This window comes from Anaerolineales bacterium, assembly GCA_019637805.1.
Lineage (GTDB): Bacteria > Chloroflexota > Anaerolineae > Anaerolineales > UBA11579 > JAMCZK01.
The window spans coordinates 269,707-294,568 of sequence record JAHBVB010000001.1; the positions used below are offsets into that span (position 1 = coordinate 269,707).

Annotated in this window: 27 protein-coding genes and 1 tRNA gene; 14 read left to right on the forward strand and 14 right to left on the reverse strand. The window is 59.9% G+C overall.

The features are described 5' to 3' along the window. Positions 1-95: 95 nt before the first annotated feature. Positions 96-707, forward strand: coding sequence for a hypothetical protein (locus KF885_01315; protein ID MBX3047793.1), 612 nt, complete (start codon positions 96-98; stop codon positions 705-707). A 55-nt stretch (positions 708-762) separates the two neighbouring features. Here KF885_01315 and KF885_01320 read toward each other — a convergent pair whose 3' ends face one another. From KF885_01320 to KF885_01340, 5 genes are all read right to left on the reverse strand, one after another. Further along, on the reverse strand, positions 763-1,761 hold the full coding sequence (locus KF885_01320; protein MBX3047794.1) for a hypothetical protein: 999 nt from the start codon (positions 1,759-1,761) through the stop codon (positions 763-765). A gap of 84 nt (positions 1,762-1,845) precedes the next feature. Next, positions 1,846-3,354: a diguanylate cyclase gene (locus KF885_01325; GenBank protein MBX3047795.1), complete on the reverse strand. Its 1,509-nt coding sequence runs from the start codon at positions 3,352-3,354 to the stop codon at positions 1,846-1,848. Positions 3,355-3,415: 61 nt separating this feature from the next. Next, positions 3,416-5,332: a diguanylate cyclase gene (locus KF885_01330; protein ID MBX3047796.1), complete on the reverse strand. Its 1,917-nt coding sequence runs from the start codon at positions 5,330-5,332 to the stop codon at positions 3,416-3,418. Between the two features lie 227 nt (positions 5,333-5,559). Next, on the reverse strand, positions 5,560-5,886 hold the full coding sequence (locus KF885_01335; protein ID MBX3047797.1) for a hypothetical protein: 327 nt from the start codon (positions 5,884-5,886) through the stop codon (positions 5,560-5,562). After that, entirely contained in the window at positions 5,883-6,599 is a 717-nt protein-coding gene (locus KF885_01340) for a hypothetical protein (protein ID MBX3047798.1), read from the reverse strand. The genes KF885_01335 and KF885_01340 overlap by 4 nt, the downstream gene beginning before the upstream one ends. Before the next feature lie 55 nt (positions 6,600-6,654). Here KF885_01340 and KF885_01345 point away from each other — a divergent pair, with 55 nt between their 5' ends. Together KF885_01345 and KF885_01350 are read left to right on the forward strand one after the other, a co-directional pair. Continuing rightward, positions 6,655-7,218 carry a cob(I)yrinic acid a,c-diamide adenosyltransferase gene (locus KF885_01345; protein ID MBX3047799.1) on the forward strand — a complete coding sequence of 188 codons (564 nt, stop codon included), beginning with the start codon at positions 6,655-6,657 and terminating at the stop codon, positions 7,216-7,218. Further along, the gene (locus KF885_01350; protein ID MBX3047800.1) at positions 7,218-7,640 is read left to right on the forward strand and encodes a hypothetical protein; all 423 of its coding nucleotides are present in this window, start codon (positions 7,218-7,220) and stop codon (positions 7,638-7,640) included. Before KF885_01345 ends, KF885_01350 begins: the two co-directional genes overlap by 1 nt. Here KF885_01350 and KF885_01355 read toward each other — a convergent pair whose 3' ends face one another. Continuing rightward, the gene (locus KF885_01355) at positions 7,641-7,913 is read right to left on the reverse strand and encodes a hypothetical protein (protein ID MBX3047801.1); all 273 of its coding nucleotides are present in this window, start codon (positions 7,911-7,913) and stop codon (positions 7,641-7,643) included. A 120-nt stretch (positions 7,914-8,033) separates the two neighbouring features. Here KF885_01355 and rpmH point away from each other — a divergent pair, with 120 nt between their 5' ends. The 6 genes from rpmH to KF885_01385 are packed head-to-tail and all read left to right on the forward strand — an operon-like array spanning position 8,034 to position 11,525. After that, positions 8,034-8,210 carry a 50S ribosomal protein L34 gene (rpmH, locus tag KF885_01360; GenBank protein MBX3047802.1) on the forward strand — a complete coding sequence of 59 codons (177 nt, stop codon included), beginning with the start codon at positions 8,034-8,036 and terminating at the stop codon, positions 8,208-8,210. Positions 8,211-8,236: 26 nt separating this feature from the next. After that, entirely contained in the window at positions 8,237-8,599 is a 363-nt protein-coding gene (gene rnpA / locus KF885_01365) for a ribonuclease P protein component (GenBank protein ID MBX3047803.1), read from the forward strand. Then, positions 8,596-8,895 carry a membrane protein insertion efficiency factor YidD gene (gene yidD / locus KF885_01370; GenBank protein MBX3047804.1) on the forward strand — a complete coding sequence of 100 codons (300 nt, stop codon included), beginning with the start codon at positions 8,596-8,598 and terminating at the stop codon, positions 8,893-8,895. The genes rnpA and yidD overlap by 4 nt, the downstream gene beginning before the upstream one ends. 27 nt (positions 8,896-8,922) lie before the next feature. Further along, on the forward strand, positions 8,923-9,987 hold the full coding sequence (locus tag KF885_01375; GenBank protein MBX3047805.1) for a PQQ-binding-like beta-propeller repeat protein: 1,065 nt from the start codon (positions 8,923-8,925) through the stop codon (positions 9,985-9,987). A gap of 14 nt (positions 9,988-10,001) precedes the next feature. Beyond that, positions 10,002-10,766, forward strand: a complete 765-nt coding sequence (locus tag KF885_01380; GenBank protein ID MBX3047806.1) for a YidC/Oxa1 family membrane protein insertase — start codon at positions 10,002-10,004, stop codon at positions 10,764-10,766. 33 nt (positions 10,767-10,799) lie between these two features. Next, positions 10,800-11,525 carry a Jag N-terminal domain-containing protein gene (locus KF885_01385; GenBank protein MBX3047807.1) on the forward strand — a complete coding sequence of 242 codons (726 nt, stop codon included), beginning with the start codon at positions 10,800-10,802 and terminating at the stop codon, positions 11,523-11,525. Between the two features lie 188 nt (positions 11,526-11,713). Here KF885_01385 and KF885_01390 read toward each other — a convergent pair whose 3' ends face one another. Beyond that, the gene (locus KF885_01390) at positions 11,714-14,005 is read right to left on the reverse strand and encodes a hypothetical protein (protein MBX3047808.1); all 2,292 of its coding nucleotides are present in this window, start codon (positions 14,003-14,005) and stop codon (positions 11,714-11,716) included. A 60-nt stretch (positions 14,006-14,065) separates the two neighbouring features. Between KF885_01390 and KF885_01395 the strand changes: the two genes are divergently transcribed. Continuing rightward, positions 14,066-14,212, forward strand: coding sequence for a hypothetical protein (locus tag KF885_01395; protein MBX3047809.1), 147 nt, complete (start codon positions 14,066-14,068; stop codon positions 14,210-14,212). 67 nt (positions 14,213-14,279) lie between these two features. Then, positions 14,280-15,200 carry a polyprenyl synthetase family protein gene (locus KF885_01400; GenBank protein MBX3047810.1) on the forward strand — a complete coding sequence of 307 codons (921 nt, stop codon included), beginning with the start codon at positions 14,280-14,282 and terminating at the stop codon, positions 15,198-15,200. A 2-nt stretch (positions 15,201-15,202) separates the two neighbouring features. On the opposite strand, the gene KF885_01405 is transcribed toward KF885_01400, so the two are convergent. Further along, on the reverse strand, positions 15,203-15,901 hold the full coding sequence (locus tag KF885_01405; protein MBX3047811.1) for a response regulator transcription factor: 699 nt from the start codon (positions 15,899-15,901) through the stop codon (positions 15,203-15,205). A gap of 259 nt (positions 15,902-16,160) precedes the next feature. Here KF885_01405 and KF885_01410 point away from each other — a divergent pair. Continuing rightward, positions 16,161-16,232: transfer RNA gene (locus KF885_01410), tRNA-Arg, on the forward strand. A gap of 155 nt (positions 16,233-16,387) precedes the next feature. Here the strand turns inward: KF885_01410 and modA are convergent. Both modA and KF885_01420 read right to left on the reverse strand, forming a co-directional pair. Continuing rightward, positions 16,388-17,170, reverse strand: a complete 783-nt coding sequence (gene modA, locus KF885_01415; GenBank protein ID MBX3047812.1) for a molybdate ABC transporter substrate-binding protein — start codon at positions 17,168-17,170, stop codon at positions 16,388-16,390. Further along, positions 17,167-17,718: a helix-turn-helix transcriptional regulator gene (locus KF885_01420; protein ID MBX3047813.1), complete on the reverse strand. Its 552-nt coding sequence runs from the start codon at positions 17,716-17,718 to the stop codon at positions 17,167-17,169. Before KF885_01420 ends, modA begins: the two co-directional genes overlap by 4 nt. A 57-nt stretch (positions 17,719-17,775) precedes the next feature. Here KF885_01420 and KF885_01425 point away from each other — a divergent pair, with 57 nt between their 5' ends. Together KF885_01425 and gap are read left to right on the forward strand one after the other, a co-directional pair. Then, positions 17,776-18,579 (forward strand): ABC transporter permease, encoded by an 804-nt coding sequence (locus KF885_01425; GenBank protein ID MBX3047814.1) that lies wholly within the window; start codon positions 17,776-17,778, stop codon positions 18,577-18,579. Positions 18,580-18,675: 96 nt separating this feature from the next. Further along, entirely contained in the window at positions 18,676-19,680 is a 1,005-nt protein-coding gene (gene gap / locus KF885_01430; protein ID MBX3047815.1) for a type I glyceraldehyde-3-phosphate dehydrogenase, read from the forward strand. 37 nt (positions 19,681-19,717) lie between these two features. On the opposite strand, the gene KF885_01435 is transcribed toward gap, so the two are convergent. From KF885_01435 to KF885_01450, 4 genes are read right to left on the reverse strand one after another with little or no spacing between them, the layout of a single operon-like run. Beyond that, positions 19,718-20,440: a hypothetical protein gene (locus KF885_01435; protein MBX3047816.1), complete on the reverse strand. Its 723-nt coding sequence runs from the start codon at positions 20,438-20,440 to the stop codon at positions 19,718-19,720. Positions 20,441-20,454: 14 nt separating this feature from the next. After that, the gene (locus KF885_01440; protein ID MBX3047817.1) at positions 20,455-21,237 is read right to left on the reverse strand and encodes an undecaprenyl-diphosphate phosphatase; all 783 of its coding nucleotides are present in this window, start codon (positions 21,235-21,237) and stop codon (positions 20,455-20,457) included. A 58-nt stretch (positions 21,238-21,295) separates the two neighbouring features. After that, positions 21,296-22,417 carry a tRNA guanosine(34) transglycosylase Tgt gene (tgt, locus tag KF885_01445; protein ID MBX3047818.1) on the reverse strand — a complete coding sequence of 374 codons (1,122 nt, stop codon included), beginning with the start codon at positions 22,415-22,417 and terminating at the stop codon, positions 21,296-21,298. Beyond that, positions 22,418-24,778 (reverse strand): SLC13 family permease, encoded by a 2,361-nt coding sequence (locus KF885_01450; GenBank protein ID MBX3047819.1) that lies wholly within the window; start codon positions 24,776-24,778, stop codon positions 22,418-22,420. Positions 24,779-24,862 lie beyond the last annotated feature (84 nt).

A 24,862-nucleotide genomic window follows, 5' to 3' on the forward strand; every position in this document is an offset into this window, starting at 1 on the left:
CGCGACTAAATCTTCACGGGTTCAGCTTGACATTCCAAATTCAATGCAATAGGATTCAAGCTGGATTTCCCCAGACCCCAAAGGAGAACGACCCTATGAAACCCGCGAGCTTCCTACGGAAACTGTTTTTAGCGCTGATGGCGATGGTGCTTCTGTCTGCCGCCCTGCCGAGTTCCGTGTTTGCCCAGTCCAACTTGATGCGTTTCATCATAGAGAACAAGTCGAACCAAGCTGTGACGGTGCGCTTGTATTCCAGTGATGGCGCCGGACGGGCGTATTACATGAGCGTGAGCTCCCAGCAAACCAAGTTCATGACCCCTGAACGCGGTCAATACAGCTATCACCTGACTGCCTGCGGTATTACCACTCGTGGACAACTGGATCTGAGCAAGCATCAGTTCAAGTGGATGGTCCCCAAGTGCGGTGACAAGGGTGGCCCCGGCAGCAAGGCCCCCAACACTCAGGACGTGGGCAGGATCTTGGCGCTGACCAAAGTGACCCTGGTGAACAAGACCGGGGCGCGCCTGGTGCTGACCCTGCGCGGCCCTCAGACCTATGTCTTCACCATCCCTGCTGGCAGCGAAAAGGTGGTCAGCATCACCCGTGGTGAATACACTTGGGGTCACTTCGCCTGCAATAACGGCGAGTATCAGCGTGGCAACTTGACCGCCTCTGCCAATCGAGTGCGTGAAATCAGCTGCAAGTAAACCAACCGATAGACAAATAAAAAAAACGCCTGGAAATCCAGGCGTTTTTTGTTGTCTATCGGTTGGGGAAGAGGATGGGCGGCCGGGTGTCCATTTGCCAGTCTGTAGTGTAGACCGGCTGGCCTGCTGCGTTAAGGTACTGAAGCAGCACCCAGCCTTCATCTATGCGGCCCCAGACATCGCTGCCCTGCGGTAGATATTCGCGAATGCTAAAGCTCTGACCCGCAGCCAGGGTGGCGAGCTGCTTGGCCAAACCGTTGGTATCGTTCAGGACTTGCAAGTCACGCTTGGCCGTGGCGCAGTAAGGCAACTGCGGGAAGAACTCCACGCGCTTCAGGTCCACCCAGTAGCCTTCTTTCTGTTTGGACAAATTGGGGAAATAGACATCAATCCCGCCCGCATTGCCCAGGTCGCCGTCCATGGACACCGAGGTAAATTTGGTCACCAACCAGGGGAAGTTCTGGTAGTTCATGTACTCAGCCTCTGGCGGGGTGTCTTTAAAGTAGATCATCTCAATGCGGCCCGATCCATTGCGCGTCTCCAGGATCCTGACGACATTGCCGCCCGAGGAAATGCTTTCAGCCACCGGCTCCTGCTTTAGCTGCTCCAGGTTCAAGATCGGGATAGGCACATTCCCGTTGCGGTTGAACAAGCCGGCAGCAATCCGCGCGATCCAAACAGCCGTGGCATCATCCGGCTGCAGGTCACGCAAGTACTGCAACCAAGCGCGGGTGTAAGCGAAACGGCCGTCGCCAGACTTGGGGTTGACAAGGAGTTGAACCGTCTGCGGGTACCAATCATAGTGAAAGCCCGACGGCCAGTCGGGCGCAGCCATGCGTGACGGATATTCCATCCATTGGGGGTCGTGCATCAGGCGCGCGAAACGCGGGAAGGCGGCGTGGCGGGTTTGGTTGTCGCATTGGGTGTTTACCTGCACGAGGCTGGCTTCCTCTGCAGGCTGTTCGCTGAGCGTCTCGGCCTGGGCGTGGTAGACAAGCACCAAAGCCAACAGACCTGCAACAATCCCCAAGAAAAGCGGAATTCGAATCTTCAAAGGTTCACCTCCGTGAGTCTATGAGGAAGGACGAGCAGCGATTCTACCGGCTGAATACCCCAGACCAGGACCTGGGCCTAAAAATCAAATGAGAGTCTCATCCGCTTGGCGAAAGATCTCCACCCGGTTCTTGCCTTGATGCTTGGCAAGATACAAGGCTTTATCCGCTTGGGCAAACAACTCGTTCAAGCTGGTCTCATCTGCGGCGCGGCCCGAAAACACAGAGATGCCAATGCTTAGGTAAGGCTGCAAATGCAGGACGACCCGGTTGCGCTCTTCCAAAGCCACGTATTCGTTGCGCAGGCGCTCAGCCACCTGCCCGGCGTCACTGAGGCTGGTGCCGGGCAAGATAAGCAAAAATTCGTCGCCGCCCCAGCGACCTGCCCAGTCGTAGCGGCGCAGACAAGACTGGATCACTTGGGCAGCCTGGCGGATGACTTTGTCGCCCTCCAGGTGGCCCACGGTGTCATTCACATTCTTGAAGTTATCCAGATCGACGAGCATGATGCACATAGGTCGATGTTCACGCCGTGAGCGATGCCATTCGGCCTCAGCGTGTTCCATGATCGCTCTGCGGTTGAGCAAGCCCGTCAATGAATCCTGCATGGCCAGCGATTCCATTTCGCCCAGCGAGAGGCGCAGATCATCTTCCAGGCGCTTGCGCTCTGTAATATCGCGGATTACGGCCTGGTAAAAACGCGGCGCTCCCTTTTCGTCGGTGACCATGCTCAGGGTGGTCTCCACCACACGGCGGCTTCCATCTGCGCGTGCCAGCGGTCGCTCAAAGGGCGCCAGGCTGCCTTCGCTTTCGAGGCGATCAAAGTGTCCTTGCAAGATCTTCGACTCCTCTTGAGTGGTCACATCAAACAGCGAGCGGCCGGCCAGGGTTTCTTTTGAGACCCCCAGCAGTTCTTCTGCTTGCTGGTTAACTTCCAGAAAGCAGTAGTCCTTATCAATCAGCAGCACCGCGTCGGTAATGTTATCGAACAGGGAACGATAGCGGCCTTCACTCAATTGATTCTGGCGCACGGTTTCACGCAAGACGATATCGGTCAGGTGAAAGATGAGCAAAACAAAGAACAAGCTGCTGGCAATCGCCAGCCCTTCGTTTTGCAGAGCCATACCCCCCAGTCCATTGGGCAAGAAGCGATACAACTGAAACTGATAAACTGCTAAGTCGATCAGGGCGGTCAGCACACCCAATACGGTGGCGACGCGTCCGGTCAATACGAACCGCGCAAAGACCACGATCAGGAACTGGGGCAACATCCAAATGCCGGTGCTGCCGCCTTCGCTGATGATCATGGTGGTCACGATCAGCCAAACGCCCCAGACCATCAGGAAAAGCGCGGCATAGGTCCGGCGCAGGGCATACAAAGCCCAAACGAGTATGAGCAGGGCAATACACGTGATTCCGGCAATTTGAGCTGCAAGGTCACCACCCATCAGGGCGCCGGACAGAAGCAGACCAAGCACGATCAATACGGCTACGCCGCCAAAGGCCCTCAGAAACAGCCGCTCTCGCAGCTCTGCGGAAATACCGTCTATTTGGTTAAATTTGATGGCGCGAGTAAGCAAATTTGGGGAATGCACAATGTCTGGTCCCTTACCCACCAGAAACAACTCTTGAAGAAAACTAATTATATATGGAATGTTACTCACCAGCCAAGGCGACCTGATCCCGCCCTTTCTGCTTGGCGAGATAAAGTGCTTGATCTGCCTGGGTGAGCAGTTGTTCCAGGTCCGGCACTTTGTGCTGCGCATCCCGGCTGGCCACACCGAGACTGACCCTTACCTGCAAGGTGCTCCCGTCCGACAAGGAGAAGGAGTTCACCTTGCTGCGCAGCCGTTCGGCTATCATGGCGGATTCGCGGCTGTCTGCGCCAGGCAGGATCAGCAGGAATTCATCCCCACCCCAGCGGCCGGCCCAATCGTAGCGGCGCATGCTGCCGTGCATGACAGAGGCAATATAGGAGATGGCCTGGTCGCCCGCCAGGTGGCCATAGGTGTCATTCACTTTCTTAAGGTTATCCAGATCGACCAAGATCAAACTAAGCGGGCTTTTCTCCCGGTCTGAGCGCTGCCACTCTGCCTCGGCGTGCTCCATGATGGCCCGGCGGTTCAGTAACCCGGTCAGAGCATCGGTCATCGCCAGGTTTTCCGTACGCGCCAGGTTCTCTTCCAGCTGCTTGCGCAGGCGCATCTCCTGGTCGATATCACGGCCGACAGACTGCACTTCCTGCAATTGGCCATTGTGGTCAAAGACTCCGCGCTCGGTCCAGTCCATCCACACCATCACACCGTCGCCGCGGCGCGTCAGGATGTGATTGGCCAGCACCGGACGCTGCTGGCTGAGCGAGGCAATCCGCCGGCGCAATGGTTCATGATGTGTCGGCTGCACATAGCTCCAGACATTCAACGTAGACAAGTCCTCCCGGCGCAAGCCAAAAAAGCGCAGGTAGGCATCATTGGCAAAGACCAGTTTCCCGTCTGGGCTGAAACGACAGATCAGATCGAATTGGTCTTGCAAAATGCCCAAATAGCGCAGTTCGCTCTGGTTGAGTTCGGCCTGCATATTTCGGCGCTGAAGCGCCCCGCCCAAGATGCTTCCCGCACCCCGCAATGCATCTTCTTCCAACGGTCCCCACTCTCGCTCCCAGCGGGTCTGCTGGAAGCCGATAATGCCCCACCAGGTCTCTCCAGAGAATATCGGAGCCGCCAGCACAGACTGCACGCCACATTCGCGCAGTAAACCAGCCACCGGTTCTGGAGCATTGCTGGCCTGCAACCGTACCACCAGATCTTTCCGTAAAATCTCTGACCAGTCTGCAAAACCGATTTCCTCAAGACGTGCATTGGCGTTAGCCCGTTCTGATGGCAGCCCAGCCAGGTCGCCCACCCATTCATGCTTGAGCCGAATGCTCAGTTTGCCCTGCGCGTCTTGATAATTTTCGTACAGGTACACCCGGTCCACATCTGTGGAGGCGCCCAGATCCGCCAGCAGGCCCAGGATGGCCGCCTCCAGCGATTCGTCCCGCAGCAAAAGCTCGGCGGCGTCACGGATGGCGGCCAAAACGCCTTCACGCCGCCTGAGGTTGCGTTCGCTGATCTCCAATTGGGCCTTGGCCACGCTCAGTTCATCCAGGCGCTCCAGCAGATCATCTTCATTGTTTTCACGCTCGGCCGTGGCGGCCTGGCCACTGCGCGCCAGCAGCATGACCAACCCCACAGCCAGCAGCAAATAGCCGGCTTGCAGGGCCCAATGCGATGCCAGCGAAGGCAAACCTGCGCCGAACAGCAGCCCGGGACCGCTTTCGAGCAGCGCGGCCAGGTAATTCGCCAAAATCGAAAGCACCGCCAAGAGTATGGCGGTGCCTTCGGCGACCAGCACTCCACTAAGGAAGACGACTAAGAACTGACCAAATACCGTAGAGCCTCGGACGCCTTCTACCGTCAGGATGAAGACTGTGATCACTATCCAAAGGCCATATACCAGGATGCGGCGGGCATTTTGAATGCGTGCGGTTTTAAGCTGCTGAAAAGCCAGCAGTTCCACAAAGAGGGCGGTCAAAATAAAGCCCAGTTGGATTGGGCCTGAAAATATATAGAAGTAATTCAGGAAAAAAAGAACTGAAGTCAACCCCAAAAGAATAATAGTGATACTGTGAAGCAGCTTGGTGGTGGAGCTTAGCCGTTCTTCCCCAAATTCCGGCGCTTGTAGCAAAACACGGAGTACTTGCATGGCATTTGATTTTAATGGGTTTTTGACAAGCGTTCAGGACAAGTTTTGCCTTTCACTTATGAAAGGCGCCGAATACTCCAGCCTAAGACCAAACCCGCCAACAGGGTGTAGGGCGCGGCATACAAGATGGTCAAGATTTGATGTACGGTGAAGTCTGGAAAAGCATGGCCGTGCAGCCCACCTTTAAAGGCCATCAGCCCCACAGCGAAAAGCGGCATGGCTAAGCCCAACAAGGCGCCGCGTAAGGGCGTCATGGTGTGCCAGCGCAGGGCCAGCCAGCCGGCCGCTGCGGCTGCTAGACTGAGCACGAAGCCTATATGCGTATCTTCAACGGGGATCCAGACAAAGAAGGCGAAGAACCAGAGCGCCGCCCAAACTTTCATGCTTCGTTGTTCAGCCGCCCGCGGGCGGCCAGCAGCGCCACGCGCAGCTTGCTGCCCTCCCCAGCTTCGCTGGCGATCGAAAGCTCGCCGGGCAGCAGCTTAACCCGCTCGTACAAGATGGCCAGGCCGTACTTGCGTTTCTCCTCGCCGGTTTGCAACATCAGGTCCGCATCGAAACCTTGTCCGTTATCACTGACTTCCAGCAGCACGACGTCCGCCTCGGGCCAGCTGAGGCTGAGTCCGATCTGCGAGGCGCGAGCATGCCGGCAGCTGTTCTCCAGTGCCTCGGCGCTGATGTAGTACAAGAGCTCTTGCTGCTGCGGGGTCAGCGCCCGAACACCGCGTTTGTCCACATCCATGATCAGATCCTGGCCATAGCGTTCCTTCAACTGGCTGGCCAGGTCTTCCCAAGCCGTCTCCAGCCCAGCCACGGCCAGTGATTGGGGGATGAGCAAAAATTGCATATAGCGCAGTTCGGCGGCGGTTTGGCGGGCCAGGGCTTCGAGCTTGGCCAGTTCATCTTGCGCCACCTGGGGGTCAGCCAGCTGGCGGCGGGCGATGTCCGCCCGCATGGCCAGAGCCGAAACCGACTGGGTCGGCCCGTCATGCAGGCGGCGGGCCAACTGGCGGCGCACCAGCTCTTCAATGCGCCGGATGCGCTGACCGTATTCGTCGAGCTGTCCTGTGGGCGAGGGGCGTGGGCGTAGCCACATGCCGCCATGATAACGCATAAGCCCATTGGGATTTTGGGGCATGTATAATCGCGCCATGCCGCGATTAACCAAGATCTATACCCGTACCGGAGACGATGGCAGCACCGCGCTGGGCAGCAAGCAACGCGTGCCTAAGGACCACCCGCGTGTACGCGCCTACGGCGCGGTGGATGAGGTCAACTCTCTGCTGGGCCTGGCCTTGGCTCAGGGGTTGGCGCCCCGCCTGGCCGAGACCCTGCCGGTGGTGCAGAACCTGCTCTTTCACCTGGGGGCGGAGCTGTCTTTCCCTGCCGATGAAGGCGCAGAGTACAAGCTGCCCCACATTGCGCAAAAACATATCGAAGCCCTGGAAGAGCTGATCGATGAACTGAACGCACAACTGGGTCCGCTGGAAAATTTCATTCTGCCGGGCGGCAGCCCCGGCGCGGCCAGTTTACAACTAGCCCGGGCCGTGTGCCGCCGGGCAGAACGCCGCCTGGTGACCCTCGGACGCGAGGACGTGGTGCGCCCAGAGGCTTTGCACTACTTGAACCGGCTCTCGGATGCCTTATTCGTGATGGCGCGCTACGAAAACCAGCAGAAGGGGATTTCTGAACCGCTCTGGGATACCCACGCCTGATGGCCAGGCAAGCCTTGTTTGGCGGGCTGGTGGTGGACGAGTTTGACCAGCCGGTGGACACCACCAACGTAGGCGAAGAAGCGTTCTACGTGGTCAACGACGCCGGTTTTCGCCGCCATGTGCCTTCAGAGCAAGTGGACCGGCAGGTGCTGGCCCAGCTGAAGTCGCTGCTGCAAGGCCATGAAGACATTTTGAGCGAGCAAGCGGCCAAAATGTTGGGCCAAGAAGATATCTTCACGCGAGCGGCGATAGAAAAACAACTCGAGAACATGGATGAGCAATTCGACCAGGTTCTCGAGTCAGGGCTGCCAGAGGGCAGCCGAGCCTATTTGGGGATGAGCGGCTTCCGCGTGCGCATTAACCTGCACGGGGAGCTGCTGGAGGTCCAGCAGCCCGGCATGTCTGCCCCGGAAGACGAGTAATCAGTCGAGCTTAAGCAAAAAGCGGAAAGAAGCCCAGGCCGCGCCCAAGCCAGCCAGGATGGGGATCCCCACGAAGGCGCCGCGTATGGCGCTGTTGAGCAGCTGATCGGCAGGCGGATAGATACCGAACATTGAGGTCAGGTAATCCACGCCCCAAAAGGTGGCAAAGCCGCCAGCCCAGATTACCGCGCCAATCACCAAGGCGCCGAGCGCAGAGATGAGCACATCCATCGGAGGCGGACCGTACTCTGGGACATTTGTCGTTTCACTCATAGTTAAACCTCCAGAAATTCGCCGCCATTATAGCAGTCCCGACGGCTGCGCATTCTCGAAAGAGATCCCAGCTATGCGGTATAATCGCAAAGTTTGATTGCGAAAGAGTAAGGAAATACGATGCCTAAACGAACTTATCAACCCAAGATTCGCCGTCGCTTGCGTGTGCATGGCTTCCGCAAACGCATGGCCAGTGCAGATGGCCGCGCGGTCCTGAAACGCCGCCGCCTGCGCGGACGCCACAGCCTGACCGTGAGCGCCAACCAGCACGTCAAAAAGGTCAACTGGAACAGCTAGCCCGGGAGCTTGTACAGCCCACGGGCTTGAGCGAGGCGCACCGCCAGGTGGAACGTGGTTCAAGTCTTCGCAAGAACGATGATTTCAAGCGTGTGCGGCGGCGCGGCCAATCGGCCGCTCACCCCTATCTGGTGTTGTTTTGGCTGAGCAACGAAAATTTGGGCCTGCGCATTGGCATTAGTGCCAGCCGGGCACTTGGCGGAGCGGTACAACGCAACCGCGCCAAACGCATCATCCGTGCCGGGTTGCAGCCGCTGATCAAGCGGCTGCAACCGGATTTGGACCTAGTGCTGATGGCGCGCACGGGCATTCGGGATGCCAAAAGCACCCAGGTGCAAACAGCTCTGGAGGCCTTGCTGGGCAAGGCCGGATTGCTAAAGCAAGAATGAGCACTCACACCCACCCCCAGGTAGAGATCCAAGAGCACCGTTCGCCGTCGCTCAAATCTCTGCCGCTTTCCGTACAAAACCTGCCGCGCTTGGCGCTGCTTGCGCCTATCCGCCTGTATCAGAAGACCCTTTCGCACACTTTACCGGCCGACACCTGCCGCTACTACCCCACCTGCTCGCACTACAGCTATCAGGCCATTTACAAATATGGTGCACTCAAAGGCGGCTGGATGGGCTTTCTGCGCATTTTGCGCTGCAACCCGCTCAGCAAAGGCGGCTACGACCCGGTACCCTAACTCCACAGAAATGGATTGATCTACCCGATGAAGAAAACGCATGTGTTTATTTTGCTGCCCCTGATGCTGTTGCTGGCCGCCTGCGGCACGCCGCAGGACGCGGGCAGCTGGCCTGGCGTCAGCGTGAATGAGGACGCCAGTGTGGCCTATGTGGCCTACAACCAGCACGTCTACGCTGTGCAAACCGCAAATGGCGCCGAAGCCTGGCGCTTCCCCGCGGAAAGCGGCTCTTTTAGCAGCTATGCGCCGGTGCAAACCGGCGCGGACGACAACCTGCTGGTAAGCGGGTACGACCACGTCTTCTACAGCCTGGATGCGGACACAGGCTCCCAGCAATGGGCGTTTAGCGCCGGCGGCAACCGCTACATTGGCTCTGCCCTGGCTGTGGGCCAACTGGTGTATGCGCCCAATTCCGACCATAAATTGTATGCGCTGGACAACCGCGGCAGCCTGCAATGGAGCTTCACCGCGGGCGAGCCCATCTGGAGCCAGCCCACCAGCGACGGCAGCACGCTATATGTCGCCAGCATGGACCATATGCTGTACGCTCTGGATGCCCAGAGCGGCGAAGAGTTGTGGAGCCTGGACCTGGGCGGCACGACGGTCAGCAACCCGCTGCTCGGCCCCGACGGCATGCTGTATGTAGGCACCCTGGCGCAGAGCGTCGCGGCCGTGGACACCACCCGCGGGCAGATCACTTGGAGCACGGAAACCGAAGGCTGGGTATGGGGCGAGGCCGCCCTGGTGGATGACCTGCTGGTGATCGGCGACCTGGAAGGCTACTTATACGCCCTGGATGCCGCCAGCGGCCGCCAAGTCTGGCGCGGTCAAACCGACGGCGCCATTACCGGCGCCCCGACCTGGTTTCAGGACAGCCTGTATGTGATCAATGAGGCGGGCAGCTTGTATGCCTTCAGCCTGGATGGCCGTTCTCGCCAGTTGGCTCTGCCGGAAAGCTATGCCGGCGCGCTGTATGGCACCCCGGTGGCGGCCGGCGACCTGCTGCTGTTGGGTCTGAACGGCAATGACAGCGTTCTTATCGCCCTGGACAGCTCCGGCTCTGTGGTGTGGAGCTTTACCCCCGAAAGTTAGGCAGAAGGAAGATCATGCTTGAATTTATCATTGTCCCGTTTACCAATGTGCTCGTCTGGATCTACAACCTTCTGGGCGAGAACTTCGGTTTGGCGATCATCGTCTTCACCATTCTGATCCGCCTAGTCACCTATCCTTTCAACGCGCAGCAGATCAAGAGCGCCAAGGCCATGCAAGAGCTGCAGAGCAACCCCAAGTGGAAGGCCATGCAGCAGAAATACAAGGGCGCCGAGCATCGCGAAAAGCTGGCCCAGGAGCAAATGAAGCTCTACCAGGAAATGGGCATCAACCCCTTTGGGGCCTGCCTGCCCACCGTGCTGCAGCTGCCGCTGCTGTTCGCCATGTATTGGACGGTCATGCGCGCCCTGGCCGCCACCCCGCTGCAGTTGCTGAACTTTGCGCGCGGCATCTCGCTGCCCAACGCGGCTGAGCTGATCCCACTGAACGCCCAGTTCCTGTGGATGGACCTGGGCCAGCCTGAACGGCTGAACATTCCGGGCATCCCCTTCGGCATCCCGGTTTTGGCCATCCTGGTGATGATCACTTCTTACTTCCAGAGCAAGATGATGACCCCCACCAGCTCGGATGACCAGGGCGCCCAGATGGGCCGTATGATGAACCTGTATATGCCCCTGCTGATGGCTTACATCTCGTACATCTACGCCGCCGGCCTGGCCCTGTACTTTGTGACCAGCAACGTGCTGAGCATCGTTCAGTACTACTTTATGCGCGTGCGGCCTGCGGCAGCCAGCGCCAACACGCCCAGCACTGCCAAATAAGCAGTTTTGGATTACACTAACCGACAGACGCCTATGGAACATCGCGCCAATTTAGAGATCATTGCCCCCAGCAAAGAAGAAGCGATCCGCAAAGGATTGCAAGAGTTGGGTCTTTCCGAAGAGCAAGTCCAGATCGAAGTGCTGGATGAAGGCAGCGGCGGCCTGTTTGGCTTGGGTGGGCGCCAGGCGCGCGTGCGCCTGACAGTCACCGGTGGTGAAAGACAAGAAACCGCCGCGGCGGCGCCCAGCCGGCGCCAGCCTACCCACAGCGACCTGCCAGTAGACACCGAAAACCTATTGGCGATCACCCAGGCCACGGTGGAAGAGTTGCTGCATCATATGGACGTGCGCGCCCAGGTGGAAAGCAGCTTGGGGGAGCCCGAAGAGGATGAACCCGAAGCCCCCGTGATGGTCAATATCACCGGCGGCGACCTGAGCATTCTGATCGGTCGCCAGGCGGAAACCCTGCAGGCTCTGCAGCTGATCACCCGCCTGATCGTCAGCAAAGAAGTCGGCCACTCGGCACACATCGTGATCGATGTGGAAAATTACCGCAAACGCCGCGAGGACAGCCTGCGCCAGTTGGCGCAGCGCATGGCCCAGCAGGCGATCAGCAGCGGCCGCCGCCAGAACCTGGAGCCGATGTCGCCCGCCGAGAGACGCATCATCCACATCGCCCTGCGCGACAACCCCGAAGTGACCACCGAGAGCACAGGGGAAGAACCCCGCCGGAAAGTGGTTATCGTCCCCAAGAACTAGCCCAAAGCCTTTACGAAAGCCCCGCCAAAATGGCGGGGCTTTTTTGTTGTTCTTCCCAGCTATGCGCACAAATTTGCACAAATCTGCCAATTTGGTGGAGCAGCGACAGCCTAGGCTAAAGCTGAGACATTTGCTTACTTAGCCCAGGCTTCTGCCTACGCAGGCTGCACCTTAACAACCGAATTTGGCTATTCGGGGCGCCTCCAAGCCAGGTGCACACGTGTGCCTTTCTTCGGCGCGGTGATCACGCTAAGCTTGGCCCCCATCATGGCGGCGCGCTCCTGCATGCCCGCCAAACCAAAATGGCCGTTACCCAGGAATTCGTCCAGGCTGGCGGAGTCTTTCAACCGGAAGCCGGCCCCATCGTCTGAAACGGTCAAATCCACACCGAGCGCATCAATCTTGCCTTCAATCACCAGGTGGCGGGCGCGTGAGTATTTGAGGGCGTTGTCAGCCGCTTGCTGCACGATGCGGAAAATATGAACCTCAATCTCCGGGTCAAAGCGGTCCAGGCTTAAGGGTACAGCCAGGCGAACATTCAGTTTCCGGCCGGCTTTGCGGGCCAACTGCTCAGTTTGCTCCACAAGCGCGAAGTACAGACCCTGGTCCAGCAAAGGCGGCCGCAGGCCGTTGATCATGCGGCGGATCTGGCCCACCAAACCCTCCAGCTTGGGCGCCAACTCCGCCCCCACCTGGCTTCCGGCCACCTGGCGCACCAAGTCGCCCACCTGGCCCAGAGTGTCATCATGCAGCTCACGCGCCAAGTGGATGCGTTCAGCCTCCTGGCGCTGCACATTGGCTTGGTAGAGTGAGCGCAGGTCACTGGCCTGGCCTATGTTGACCAGGGCGATCGCCATCTGGTTGGCCAGGGAACGCAGCAAACGCAGCTCCGCCTCGCTGTAGTGGTCATCCGGGTCCTTGCGCCCCAGCAGCCACAAGCCGCGCGGCTCTCCCGCCACCACCAGAGGCAGGCTGACCTTGGCCCACTGCTGCGCCCGGCCAAAATGCACCTGATCGACCAGCGCATTGGCAGACAAGCTAGCAAGCACTTTTTGCTGGGACTGGTTTGGCAGGTTGTCCGCTTTCACGCCCTGCAAATAGACCACGCGGCCTGTGCTGCGCATGTCGAAATTCATCAGGGCGGATTGGCGAATGAATAAGGCAGGCAAGACTTCTGTGGTCAGCAATGCGGCCAGATTGGAGTGAGAAAAACTGGTGGAAAGCCGGCCGGCAAATTCCTCCAGCAGACGCTGCGGGGTTTCCGGGATGCCCAGAATCCTACGTTCGACAAATTTCTGAAACCCTGAAAAGCCGAGGATGCTGAACAAAGAGGCCACCACGGCTGTGACGACCACCACACCGCCCGCCCCAGTCAGTCCGGGAAACAACAAGGTGGTGGTAGGCAACAGCAGCAGAGAGAATGTCACCATCAGCACGAGGAACAGGTACAGGGAGATGGCCCGGTTGGCGCGCACTTCCAAATCGCCCAACCTGCGGCGCATGGCGATGTACAGATAGGCGCCGGGCAACGCCATCATCGAGATGACATAACCCGGCAAGGTGGCGGATGCGTTCGGCCGCAGGGTGGTCAGCGCCACCACCGCGGCGGGCAAAAAGGCCACCCCGGCGCCGAAGAGGATCAGGCCAATTTCCTTGCGCTCTGCCTGGCGCAAGAAGAAGCGGTAAGTGAGCAAAGCTACGCTCCCCAGGACTGCCACCAGGAAAGCCGAAAGGTAGGAATCATGCGGAGTATAGCCGAAGAGGTAACCCAATGCCGCCAGGATCGAAAGGCCATACAGGGCAGGCCAAACAAACCGGGGCAATGTGCGGATCTCACGGGGGAGGACCCAATGAAGATGCAGGTAGATGGGCAGACTGAGCCAAATGCCCATGCGCAGAATAATCGGTGAAAGCAGCACCCCAAAGCGCGAAAGCGTGCCGGCCATGAACCAAATGGCCGTAACGTAGTTGAAGCCCACCAGCAAGGCCCAGCGCTTGTCCTTGGGGCGCAACAAGACCAGCGAGACGGTGCCCGCCAACCAAAAGACATAGCTGACCCACCAGGTATTGAAAAAGCGGGAGGAGAACTCACTGGGCGTTGCCCCAGCCACCTGCCAGGTCACTAAGGAAACGGTTTCCCCTTGGCGCACATCCAAGAGCAGAACATCACCTGGTTGGCTCAACGCCAGCAAGTGCAGCCCCACGCGCGATGTGGCTTCCGGCCAAGCCCGGCCATTGACCGCCATGATCTCGTCGCCCACCTCCAGACCCATTTCAGGCAAGTGGACCTCGGTGATCTCCCCATTAACGCCGCGATATTCAAACCCCAAGTAGGGAATGCTGTAAAAGCGCGCGTAGGTAAGGACAAACAGCACCCAGAGAACAAAGGCGGGCAAGAAGATCTCGCCTAAACGGCGGCCCCCGGAAGTAACGCTGCTTTGCATCATGGTTTTTAGAAAGGAGGTGATTGCTGCAGACACCAACCGCTCATCATACGTAGACCCTATTTCCTAACTATGAACAAGAAAAGGAGATTCTCCATGAGCATTCAAGCATTTCACGCTTCCCTCTTCGCCCAAGATGAGCAACCCGCTTTGGTGACCGAGCTTTTCAACATCACTGAGGCCTCGCTCAGCGAGGTCCTGGCCGTTCGTTCAGAGCTGGCCTGGGACGCCTGGACGGAGTAAACCAACCTTCACAGAGGGCGGCTGTTTAGCCGCCCTCTGTGTGTGCCATTGTAATAGAGGAGGAAAAATGGAAAGGTATTTAAAAGCCGTCAACCTGCTGTTAGAGCATCCGCAAACCTTGCGCTGGCCGCAGCTGCAACAAGCCTGCCAAAGGGCCCTGACGCACAAGCCGGTGGCCTGGGATTTCCCGCTGCGGGCCTGCCAGGCCACCGGCGGCGATGAGAGCCTGCTGACGCCGGCCCTGGCGGCCATGACCTGCGCACATATGGGCATCTTGCTGGTCGACGACCTTCTCGACGAGGACCCGCGTGGCCTGCAGCACCAGATCGGCATGGGGCGTGCCGCCAACCTGAGCACCGCCCTGCTGGGCATGGCGGCTGACGTCCTGCAAAACGCCCAACCTGAGGTCAGCCAGCCGGCCATCGCCGCCATTGTCCGCATGCAAATGGACACCGCCTATGGGCAGGAGCTGGATGTGCAAAACCCAAGCAGTGAAGAGGACTATTGGGCGGTGGCCCACGCCAAGAGTTCGCCGTATTTCGCCACCGGACTGTATTTAGGCGCCTTGTTCGCAGGAGCGGGCAGGGAAAGTGCAACCCAGTGCTATGAATTTGGGGCCTTATTTGGCGAGATGCTGCAAATCCACGATGACCTGAACGACTGCCTTAGCGCGCCAGCCAACGTGGATTGGCTGCAGGGGCGTTCGCCCTTGACGATCTTGTACGCTGAACTGGCGCCCCACGGCCAGCAAACTCGCTTCAAGGAACTACGCAGCCAGGTGAACGAATCGGCCGCACTGCAAGAAGCGCAAAGCATCCTGGTCAGCAGCGGCGCGATCAGCTACTGTATTAATGAACTCATCTTGCGAGAAAAGCAGGCCCGCCAGCACTTATCGCAGATGCAGCTGAAAAACAGCTCGCCGCTTGGCGAGCTGTTGGATCAAATGCTGGCCCCGGTGCAGCGCCTGTTGGCGCGCGTGGCCATATAAGGTTATTTGCCGGGTTCTTCGGGGAAGATGATCTGCAAGCCCAATTCACGGGCGCGATGAGCCGCCGCGATCCGGCTATGCACGCCCAGGCGTTTGTAGGCCCGGGACAGCAGATTGCGCGCTGTGGAAGGCGCCACGCTCATACGCTTGGCCAGATCATCCGTGTCCAGCTCCGGGAAAGCCGTGATTAACGAAATGGCTTCCTGCTGCCGCCGGCTGAGCGTGCGGCTTTCCTCGTTAGAAGTTTGCGCCAGCAAATTGTGCAAGCGGCCGGAGAGATAGATGCCCCCGGTGCTGACCGAGGTCACAATTTCCGGCAGACGGATGATGGCTTCCTGATCTTCTTTGACAATGTAGCCGGTGGCGCCTGCTTCCAGCAAAAAGCGGACGAAGGTGGGTTGTTCGTACATGGAGATGATCAGGATGTGGATCTTGGGAAATTTCTCGCGCAGGCGCGGAATGATGTGCAGAATGGGATAGGGGTTTCGATTTTCCGCCGAATTGGGCACCCCCACATCCAGGATCAGAACATCGACAGCATGCTGGTCGAGCATTTCTTCAAGCTCGTCGCCAAAGTGTGCGGTGGCTACCACCTCGATGTTCTTGTTGGCAGCCAGGCGCATTTGGTAGCTGTCCAAAGCGCTGATGTGGTCATCCAGAATAGCGACCTTGATGTTGTTTGGCTGAGACATTTTGTTCATTTCCCACCTCGTGCTCGTTTTTTGTGTGAATCTGAGTAGTACAAATGTCTACATTTCAAGTACAGCTGCCTATTTCCAATAGAGACAAACCCAACTATAACAGCAGTCGCGGCACAGTACATCAGGCAAAGCTCATTGCCATCAACCTGAGGGGATTGGTTGATGGCAATTTTCTTTAACCCCCGCCAAAGATTCTAACTAAAGAAACGAAGCGCTGCCGGTTTTGTTGCGCCGGCGTGTTAAAATCGCTTTTCTGTAAGCCCCCATAGCTCAGTGGATAGAGCACCGCCCTCCGGAGGCGGGGACCTGCGTTCGAGTCGCAGTGGGGGTATACGTTCGCCCTGCGGGCGAACTTCGGGAGTTGCTAGCCTGCTGCGCAGACTAACGCAACTCCATACGTTAGTCTGTTGGGCAGACCAAGCTGATACAACAAAAAAGAGCCCGCCATGTAGGCGGGCTCTTGTATTTGGCGCTAGGTCTACGAGGCTACGGCCGCGGGCCAAAGCCCCACTTGGCTAAGATGGCCTGGCCGTCTGGGCTCAGCACGAAGTCGATGAACTGCTGCGCCAAAGCCGGCTGGCCGCCTTCCACTGCCGCGATGGGATAGACGGCGATCACATTGGCTTCGACAGGGATCTCGATCTGCAGCACCTGGCCCGCAATATCGGGGGTGACGTCTGAGGTATAGATGATGCCCGCGTCGGCCTCGCCCAGGGCGACCTTGGTGGCGACCTGGCGCACATTGGGCTCCTCAGAAACCAGGTTGGCATACACCGCCTGCTGATAGGCCGCATCCCCTAAAGCGGTGATGGCCTGGTCACTGTACTCACGGATGGGCACGTCCGGCGCCGCCAGCACCAGGCGCAGATTGGCCTTGGCCAGGTCTGCCGGGGTCTGGATGCCGGCCGGGTTGTCGGCAGGCACCACGATCACCAAGCGATTGGTAAGGAACAAGACCGGCTCGCCAGAGATGCGCCCAGCCGCGGCGGCATTGGCCATCTGGGCCTGATTGGCGGAGGCGAAGACATCCGCCGGGGCGCCCTCGGCCAACTGCGTGGCCAGCTGGGAGGAGCCGCCGAAGTTGAACAGCACTTGGCTGCCGGCGTGCTGCGCTTCAAAGGCGGCGCCTATTTCAGTGAAGGCATCTGTGAGCGAAGAAGCGGCGAAGACGGTGACCTCACCGCTGGCCGCCGGGGCACAGGCCGCCAACACGGCGGACAAAACCATCAAACCGAGCACAATTGCATGAAGCTTGTCAAATCTTTTCATTGCTTCTCCTGTATATGTGGGGAACTTGCCAGCATCGCTTCGCAGCGATCCAACCAATCCAGAGCCGCCTCAAGCTGTCCTTGCACAAAGTCCAGAACCATCATCTCGCTGGGGGAGCCGGCCCGCTTCAACGCTTCCTGCACCTGCTGCAGCTGGGCCAGGCAGGCCTGTCGCTGCCGGGCGATCAAGTCACCAGCGGGCCTGCCCAGCAGACCGGCGATGTACAAGCGGCTGATGAACTGCACCCGAATTTGGCGCATGCTGGCAGAAAGCTGGGGCTGCTGCAGCCAGGCATCCAGCAGGCGCCGGCCATCCTCGGTCAAGGTGTAAACTCGCCGGGTGGGCGAACTGCCGGAACTGAAGTTCTGGCCGCGCACGGCCCCGCTGGCCTCCAGCCGCTTGAGCACGGCGTAGAGCTGGCTGCGGCTCAGCGTCCATACCCGACCCAGTTCGCTCTTGGCCTCGAAGTGCGCCAAGAGCTGGTAACCGTGCTGCGGGCTTGCGGCCAGCAAGCCCAGAATGGTTTCATCGGGCAAAGGAATGCGCATGCTCAAAAGTCTATCATGGATTATTCCATGATAGACTAATTTAGACTCACCAGGACAATGATTCCCTTTTGGCAAAAACTGCAATCCAGCCTGAGCGCCGGCCTCGGCCTGCTCTTGGGTCTGCTGCTGGTCCTGCCCATGCTGGCGGTCGTGCTGCGCGGGGTGGGTGTGGATTGGGGGCAGCTCGCCAGCCCGCAATTGCTGGCGGCCATCGGACTCAGCTTTCTCACCACGGGCCTGGCCACACTGTGCATCTTTGTGCTGGGCACGCCGATCGCCTATTTCCTAGCCCGGCGCAACTTCCCCTTCAAACGCGCCCTGACCGCCCTGATCGAACTGCCCATCATCCTGCCGCCTACGGTGGCCGGGCTGGCGTTGCTGCTGGCGCTGGGGCGCCGCGGCCTGTTCGGCGAAAGCCTGGAAGCCCTGGGCATCAGCCTGCCCTTCACCACCGCAGCCGTGGTGATTGCCCAGATCTTCGTCGCAGCGCCCTTCTACATTCGGGCCGCGCAGACCGGCTTTCAGAGCGTGCCGCTAAGTGTCGAGGAAGCCGCCCGCATGGATGGGGCCAGCAACCAGCAAGTCTTCTGGAGAGTGACTTTCCCCCTGGCGGCCAACTCGGTGCTGACCGGCCTGTCGCTCAGCTGGGCGCGCTCGCTGGGCGAATTTGGCGCCACGCTGATGTTCGCCGGCAATATCACCGGCCGCACGCAAACCATGACCCTGTTCATTTACAACGCGTTCGAAAGCAACCTGGGAGCCGCCATCGCCGCCAGCCTGATCCTGATGAGTCTGGGATTTTTCACCATCCTGATCTCCCACCGACTGGCCGGTCCAAACAGCCAGCCGGACCTTTTCTAGCCATAGAGTACGCGCAGGGGTCAAATATCACTTCTCGTTTGCCACAACGAGAACTATAATTCGCGCAATTACCCACCTGTTTTTTCTGGAGGAAACATGGCACGCATTGCAATTAATGGCTTGGGACGCATCGGCCGCGCCGCGCTGCGCCTGATCATGGACACGCCCGAACTGGAAGTAGTGGCGGTTAACGATATCGCCCCAGCAGACAACATCGCCTACCTGGTCAAATACGACTCGGTGTATGGCCGCCTGGCGCATGAGGTTAGCGTGGACGGCGACACGCTGAAGGTAGGCAAGCAATCGATCAAGTTCCTCAGCGAGCGCGACCCCGCCCTGTTGCCGTGGAAAGAGCTGAACATCGACATTGTCATCGAAAGCACCGGCCGCTTCACGCTAAAAGAGGACGCAGGCAAACACATTGAAGCTGGCGCCAAGTATGTGATCATCTCCGCCCCCACCAAGAGCGAAGACGTGCCCACCGTGGTGTACGGTGTCAGTGAGCCGGTGGGCGAAGCCACGATCATCTCCTGCGCCAGCTGCACGACCAACTCGCTGACGCCGGTGGTGGAGGTGATTGGCCGCCACTTCGGCATCCAGAAGGCGATCATGACCACGGTGCACGCCTACACCGCCGGCCAGGGCATTGTGGACGGGCCGGATCCCAAGGAAGTGCGCCGCGGACGGGCCGGGGCGATCAACATCGTGCCCGCCAGCACCGGGGCCGCCAAGGCCACCACGCTGGCCCTGCCGCAGTACAAGGGCAAGTTCGACGGTGTGGCGCTGCGCGTGCCGGTGCCGGTCGGTTCGGTGTCCGATGTGGTCTTCCTGACCGAGAAGAACACCACGCCGGAAGAGATCAACAAGGTGCTGACGGATGAAGCCAATTCCAAGCGCTACAAGGGCATCATCCGCACCACCAACGACCCGATCGTCTCCTCCGATATCGTCGGCGATGCGCACGCCTGCATCATTGACATGCAGATGACCAAGGTGGTGGACGGCAACCTGGTGAAGATCTTCGCCTGGTATGACAATGAATGGGGCTACACCAACCAAATGATCCGCAAGGCGGCTGAGATCGCCAAGCAAATGAAGTAAATGCACAGACAAAAAGGCCCGGGTTCCCGGGCCTTTTTTATTGGATGCCTTCGTACAACTCCGTCAAAGCGGCTTGCCCCAGCGGTCCTTGCAGGCAAGCCAGCAAAGCATGCGCGGCCCCCTGCGGCGGGGCGTCCGCCAGGGTCAGTACCGGCAGGCGCAGGTCCAGGCTGGCCAAGGAGATGCCTGGGCTGGCCCAGGCCAGGGGCAGCAGCCCCACCGCGTTGGCATCGGCCGCCACGGCGGCGGCCATTTCAGCCGGCGATGTGGTGAGCCGGGCGTCGCCCGCCACTTGGCCTTGCAAGATAGCGCGCTCAAAGGCCTGGCGGGTTTCATCTCCGGCAGGCGGCAGGTACAGGTTCACCTCTGCACTAGTCTGGCCCAGTTCACTCCAGTTGGCTATCTGCCCCCGGAAGAGCTGTGCGACCTGGACAGCAGACAAATGGAGGAGGCGCTCAGAAGGCAGGGCCAGGGCCAGCTGCTCCCAAGCCACCTGGGCCACAAAGCCCGGTTCAGACGCGGGCTCGCCGAGTTGGAAATACAGATCCCACTCCGCCAGGTCCACCTGGTTGGGGTAGATGACCTGCAGATTGGCCGACAGACCCTCGTCGGCGGGCAGGCAGACGCCTATGGCGGCTTGCAGCGGGCGCGCCGCAGGGCTAAGGCCGATCTGCAGCGTGGTGGCTGGAGCCGAAGCCGGGTTGCAGGCCACTAAAAAGAAGCCCAGCAGTACGACGAAGCGAGACAACAACCCGCTCATCTCCCTAGAATACCCTAGCTGAAGTACAGCACCAGGCTGCCCAAGACAATGCAATAGACCGCGAAGGGCATGAAAGAGTTGCGCGACAAATAACCCAGCAGCCAGCGAATGCTGAAGTAGCCAACGAGTGCGGCGACCAGGAAGCCGCCCAGCAATGGCAGGCCCAGGGCGCCCGGGTTGGGCAAATGGCCCAGATCCCAAAAACCCACCGCTGCCGCCGCCGGCATGACCGGCACTGACATGAGAAAGGCGAAACGAGCCGCATCACGCCGGGTGAAGTTCTGCAGCATGCCGCCGGCCATGGTGGCGGCCGAGCGCGAAACCGCCGGCAGCAGGGCCGCGGCCTGCGCCAGGCCGACCAAGAGCGCATCGTTCAGGTTGGCGTCCGCCAGCTGGCGGCTGCGCTTGCCCACCCACTCCGCCAGCAGCATCAGCCCGGCATTGATCAACAAAAAAACGCCAGTGAAGAACAGCCCGCTCATTTCACCGGCCATGCGGTCCTTCAGCGGCCAGCCGATTAAAACCGCTGGCACGGTGGCCAGCAAGATCATCCAGCCCAGGCGGGCCAGTGGGCCGGGCTGGCCCCGCAGGCCGGCCCACATATCAGCAGCAATGGCGCGGATGTCTGCCCAGTAATAGATCATGACCGCCAGCCAGGTACCCAGCTGGATAATGACGTCAAAAGTGAAGGCCACTTGGGCCTCCTGCTGAATGCCAAGCAGGTGGCGGGCCAAAATCAAATGCCCGGAGCTGGAAATGGGCAGAAATTCGGTGACGCCCTGAATTGCTCCAAGCAAAAGGACATGCAAAAATTCCACAGCAACTAGGTTCGCTTTCTATTCGGGATAGTGAATCTTACTCGATTGCGCCGGCGCGCACATTCAGGGCGGCCACATAGAGTTCAAATTCGCGGCGCAGGACGGCGGCACGCAAGTCTTTGGCCAGCTGCACCAGGGTGTGCAGATTATGGATGGACAGCAGGGTCGAAGCCAGCATCTCCTTGGTTTGCACCAAGTGACGCAAATAGGCCCGGCTGAAGTTCTGGCAGGAGTAGCAGGCACAGGCATCGTCCACCGGGCGTGTATCGCGGGCGAACTCGGCGTTCTTCATATTCAGGCGACCGCCGGCCCGCAGGAAGACGGCTCCCGTGCGCCCCAGGCGGGTGGGCAGCACACAGTCAAAAATGTCCACGCCGCGCCGAATGCCCTCCACCAGGTCTTCCGGCGTGCCCACGCCCATCAGGTAGCGCGGCTTGTCCGCCGGCAGGATGGGGGTGACCACGTCCAGCATGGCGTACATCTCGGCCTTGCTCTCGCCCACAGAGAGGCCGCCAATCGCATTGCCCTCGAACTCCTGGGCGGCAATGAACTCTGCTGAGCGTGCACGAAGATCCGGGAAGACGCCCCCCTGCACAATGCCGAACATGGCCTGGTCCGGGCGGGTGCGGGCCGCCATGCTGCGCCTGGCCCAGGCATGGGTGCGCTGCATGGCGATCTCGTTATAAGCCCGGTCGTAGGGCTCGGCGCACTCGTCCAGCACCATCACAATGTCCGCACCCAGGTTCTCCTGGATGGCGACGGTTTTCTCCGGGGTAAAGCGGTGCGCCGAGCCGTCCAGGTGGCTGCGGAAAGTGACGCCGTCGTCATCGATCTGGCGCGTGTCCGACAGGGAAAAGACCTGAAATCCGCCCGAATCGGTGAGCATCGGCTTGGACCACTGCATGAACTGGTGCAGCCCGCCCATATCGCTGACCAGCTGGTCGCCGGGGCGCAAATAGAGATGATAGGTATTGGCCAGCACCAGGCTGGCGCCCAGCTCCATCAGCTGGGCCGGGGTGACGGCCTTGACGGTGGCCTGAGTGCCCACGGGAGCGAAGACCGGGGTTTCCAGCATGCCATGCGGCGTGCTGAAACGGCCCGCGCGGGCGCGGCCATCGGCAGCCATCAATTCAAAAAGAAAGGGTCTATGCTTCGTCATCTAAGGCGGCCAAACGAGGGGCACCACCAGCACCGCGACCAACATGACCAGCAGGGTCAGCGGCAGGCCCACTTTAGTGTAATCGCTAAAGCGATACCCTCCGGGGCCGAGCACCAGAAGATTGGCCGGGTGTCCCATGGGGCTGAGGAAAGGCATGGCCGAACCGAGCGCAATCGTGACCAGCAAGGCCTGCAGTGAAGTGTGCGCAGGCAGCGCGCCGCTGAGCGCCACAGTCGACATCAGCACGGCCACGACCGGCGGCGGCACCACCTGAGACAGCAGGTTGCTGAAAAGGAACAGCGCGCCCAGGAAGATGGAGACCTGCCAGGCGCCGGCTTCGCTGAGCACAAGCTGGCCGAGCAATTCAGCCGCGCCGCTGGTCTGCATGGCGATCCCCAGCGGAAGCATGCCGGCGATCATGAAGACGGCCGGCCAGCGAATGGATCGCTGCGCCTCCTCCATGGTCAGGCAGTGGGTCAGCACCATGGCGGTCGCCCCAGCCAATGCGGCGATCTCGATGGGCAGCAGGCGCAGGCCGGCGGCCAGCACCACGGCCGCCATGATCAGCATGGAAAGCAGGGCCTTTTCGCGGCGCGGCGACTCTTGGAGTTCTTCGGAAAGAATCAGGAAATCCTGCTCTTCGGCCAACAGTTTGATACGCGTGCGGTCCCCATAGAGCAGCACTGAATCGCCGTGGTGCAGGCGCATCTCGCGCAGGTTGGAGCGATAGGCCCGCCCGCCGTGCCAGATGGCCAGGATGTTCAAGCCATACTTCTCGCGGAACTTGAGTTCACGCAGGGTCTTGCCATTCAGCCGCGAATGGGGCGAGAGCACGGCTTCGACCAGGCCGATTTCCACGCTCTCCAACTCATCCAACTGCGGGGTCAGGACTTCCTTGACCTCCAATTGCTGGATGGCCTGCAGCAGCTCCACATCTTCCAGCTTGCCTTCGACCACCAATTGATCGCCGGCGCGCAGGCGTTCTTTGGCCTTGGGCATCAGGCGCGTTTTGCCATTGCGCACGATGCCCAGCACCGACAAACCGAAAGCATCGGCCAGTTCGCTTTGCGCCAGAGTTTTGCCCTCCAGGGTGGAGCCGGACGGCACGGTCAGCAGGAGCAAACGCTCCTGAAGTTCGTAGGCAGCCACGGCATTGGGTTCGCCGGGCGTGAAATCTGGCGAGGCACTGAGCCCATTCAGGTGTTTGCGGCTGGCCTGCACCAGAATCCGGTCGCCGGAGCGCAGGGGCATGTCCTGAAAGTTGGTGCGCACCGGGCGCTCGCGCCAGATGGCGAGCACATTGGCCTTGTACTTCTTGCGGAAATCACATTGATACAAGCTCTGGCCGATCACAGGCGAGCCGGGCGGCACGACCACTTCGGCCAGATCGACCTGGCTGGAGACCAGTTCTTTCACATCCAGTTTCAACTGCTCCTGCGGGGCGCGCTGCTTGCCATTGTCCAAGTGAAGCTGCTGGCCGGAGAGCAGATCCTGCAGCCAGTCCGATTTGCCCAGAACAAGCAGCTCATCGCCCTGCTGCAGGATGGTTTGAGAGCTGGGCGCGGTTTGGGTCAGGCCGGCGCGCTGGATGCTGACCACGTTCAGCTTGAGGGCGCTGCCCAGGCGGCTTTCCGCCAGGCGCTTGCCAGCCAGCGGGCTGCCGGGCGGCAGGCGCAGCACAAACAAGCGCTCTTCCAGGCCAAAGAGCTTGCCCGGTTCAGCGCCGGGCCATTCCAGGTTGCGTTCCCGGCGAGGCAGCAGATGGCGGCCGATGAGGACCATGAAGGCCACGCCCGCCAGGCTGACCGGCAGGCCGGTCAGCGCAAAGTCGAAGAAGCGGAACCCCTGGCCGGTGAACTCCTCCAGGGCATTGCTGACCAAGATGTTGGGCATGGTGCTGATCAGCGTGGTGGAGCCGCCCAAAACCGTGCCAAAAGCCAGCGGCATCAGCAGGCGCGCCGGCAGGAACTGGCGCTTGCGGGCCACCACGCTGATCACGGGCAGGAACATGGCCACGATGGCAGAGCTGTTCATAAAAGCCGAGAGCAGCACCGCCAGCAACATGATCAGGGCGATCAGCCCGGCTTCGCCGCGCTGTTTGCTGGCCTGCAAAATGAAGCGGCCCAGCCAGTCCGCCACGCCGGTGCGCGCCAAGCCCAGCCCCAAAATGAACATGGCCCACACGGTGACTACGCTAGGGTTGCTGAAACCGGAAAGAGCCTCGGCAGGGGTAACCAAGCCAGACAAGGTCAGACTGAGCAGGACCAGGAGGGCGATCAGGTCGGCGCGCAGCCGCTCGAAAACCAGCAGCAGCAGCGCCACGCCTAAAATGCCCAGGGTTAAGGCAATTTCAACTGTCATGAATGGCAAATCAGGGGCCGTTTGGCGGCGTACCTAGCCATTATACCGTTTGGCTGTATAATGCCGACAACCCCCACCCATGTT

What these genes read in the sequence shown, in the direction of transcription:
- KF885_01315 (MBX3047793.1), top strand. Translation starts at nt 96, where the DNA reads ATGAAACCCGCGAGCTTCCTACGGAAACTGTTTTTAGCGCTGATGGCG.
- KF885_01380 (MBX3047806.1), top strand. Translation starts at nt 10,002, where the DNA reads ATGCTTGAATTTATCATTGTCCCGTTTACCAATGTGCTCGTCTGGATC.
- KF885_01335 (MBX3047797.1), bottom strand. Translation starts at nt 5,886, where the DNA reads ATGAAAGTTTGGGCGGCGCTCTGGTTCTTCGCCTTCTTTGTCTGGATC.
- KF885_01395 (MBX3047809.1), top strand. Translation starts at nt 14,066, where the DNA reads ATGAGCATTCAAGCATTTCACGCTTCCCTCTTCGCCCAAGATGAGCAA.
- KF885_01425 (MBX3047814.1), top strand. Translation starts at nt 17,776, where the DNA reads ATGATTCCCTTTTGGCAAAAACTGCAATCCAGCCTGAGCGCCGGCCTC.
- tgt (MBX3047818.1), bottom strand. Translation starts at nt 22,417, where the DNA reads ATGACGAAGCATAGACCCTTTCTTTTTGAATTGATGGCTGCCGATGGC.
- KF885_01385 (MBX3047807.1), top strand. Translation starts at nt 10,800, where the DNA reads ATGGAACATCGCGCCAATTTAGAGATCATTGCCCCCAGCAAAGAAGAA.
- KF885_01420 (MBX3047813.1), bottom strand. Translation starts at nt 17,718, where the DNA reads ATGCGCATTCCTTTGCCCGATGAAACCATTCTGGGCTTGCTGGCCGCA.
- KF885_01355 (MBX3047801.1), bottom strand. Translation starts at nt 7,913, where the DNA reads ATGAGTGAAACGACAAATGTCCCAGAGTACGGTCCGCCTCCGATGGAT.
- KF885_01435 (MBX3047816.1), bottom strand. Translation starts at nt 20,440, where the DNA reads ATGAGCGGGTTGTTGTCTCGCTTCGTCGTACTGCTGGGCTTCTTTTTA.
- KF885_01340 (MBX3047798.1), bottom strand. Translation starts at nt 6,599, where the DNA reads ATGTGGCTACGCCCACGCCCCTCGCCCACAGGACAGCTCGACGAATAC.
- modA (MBX3047812.1), bottom strand. Translation starts at nt 17,170, where the DNA reads ATGAAAAGATTTGACAAGCTTCATGCAATTGTGCTCGGTTTGATGGTT.
- KF885_01450 (MBX3047819.1), bottom strand. Translation starts at nt 24,778, where the DNA reads ATGACAGTTGAAATTGCCTTAACCCTGGGCATTTTAGGCGTGGCGCTG.
- KF885_01405 (MBX3047811.1), bottom strand. Translation starts at nt 15,901, where the DNA reads ATGAACAAAATGTCTCAGCCAAACAACATCAAGGTCGCTATTCTGGAT.
- KF885_01350 (MBX3047800.1), top strand. Translation starts at nt 7,218, where the DNA reads ATGGCCAGGCAAGCCTTGTTTGGCGGGCTGGTGGTGGACGAGTTTGAC.
- KF885_01375 (MBX3047805.1), top strand. Translation starts at nt 8,923, where the DNA reads ATGAAGAAAACGCATGTGTTTATTTTGCTGCCCCTGATGCTGTTGCTG.
- gap (MBX3047815.1), top strand. Translation starts at nt 18,676, where the DNA reads ATGGCACGCATTGCAATTAATGGCTTGGGACGCATCGGCCGCGCCGCG.
- KF885_01400 (MBX3047810.1), top strand. Translation starts at nt 14,280, where the DNA reads ATGGAAAGGTATTTAAAAGCCGTCAACCTGCTGTTAGAGCATCCGCAA.
- KF885_01345 (MBX3047799.1), top strand. Translation starts at nt 6,655, where the DNA reads ATGCCGCGATTAACCAAGATCTATACCCGTACCGGAGACGATGGCAGC.
- yidD (MBX3047804.1), top strand. Translation starts at nt 8,596, where the DNA reads ATGAGCACTCACACCCACCCCCAGGTAGAGATCCAAGAGCACCGTTCG.
- rpmH (MBX3047802.1), top strand. Translation starts at nt 8,034, where the DNA reads ATGCCTAAACGAACTTATCAACCCAAGATTCGCCGTCGCTTGCGTGTG.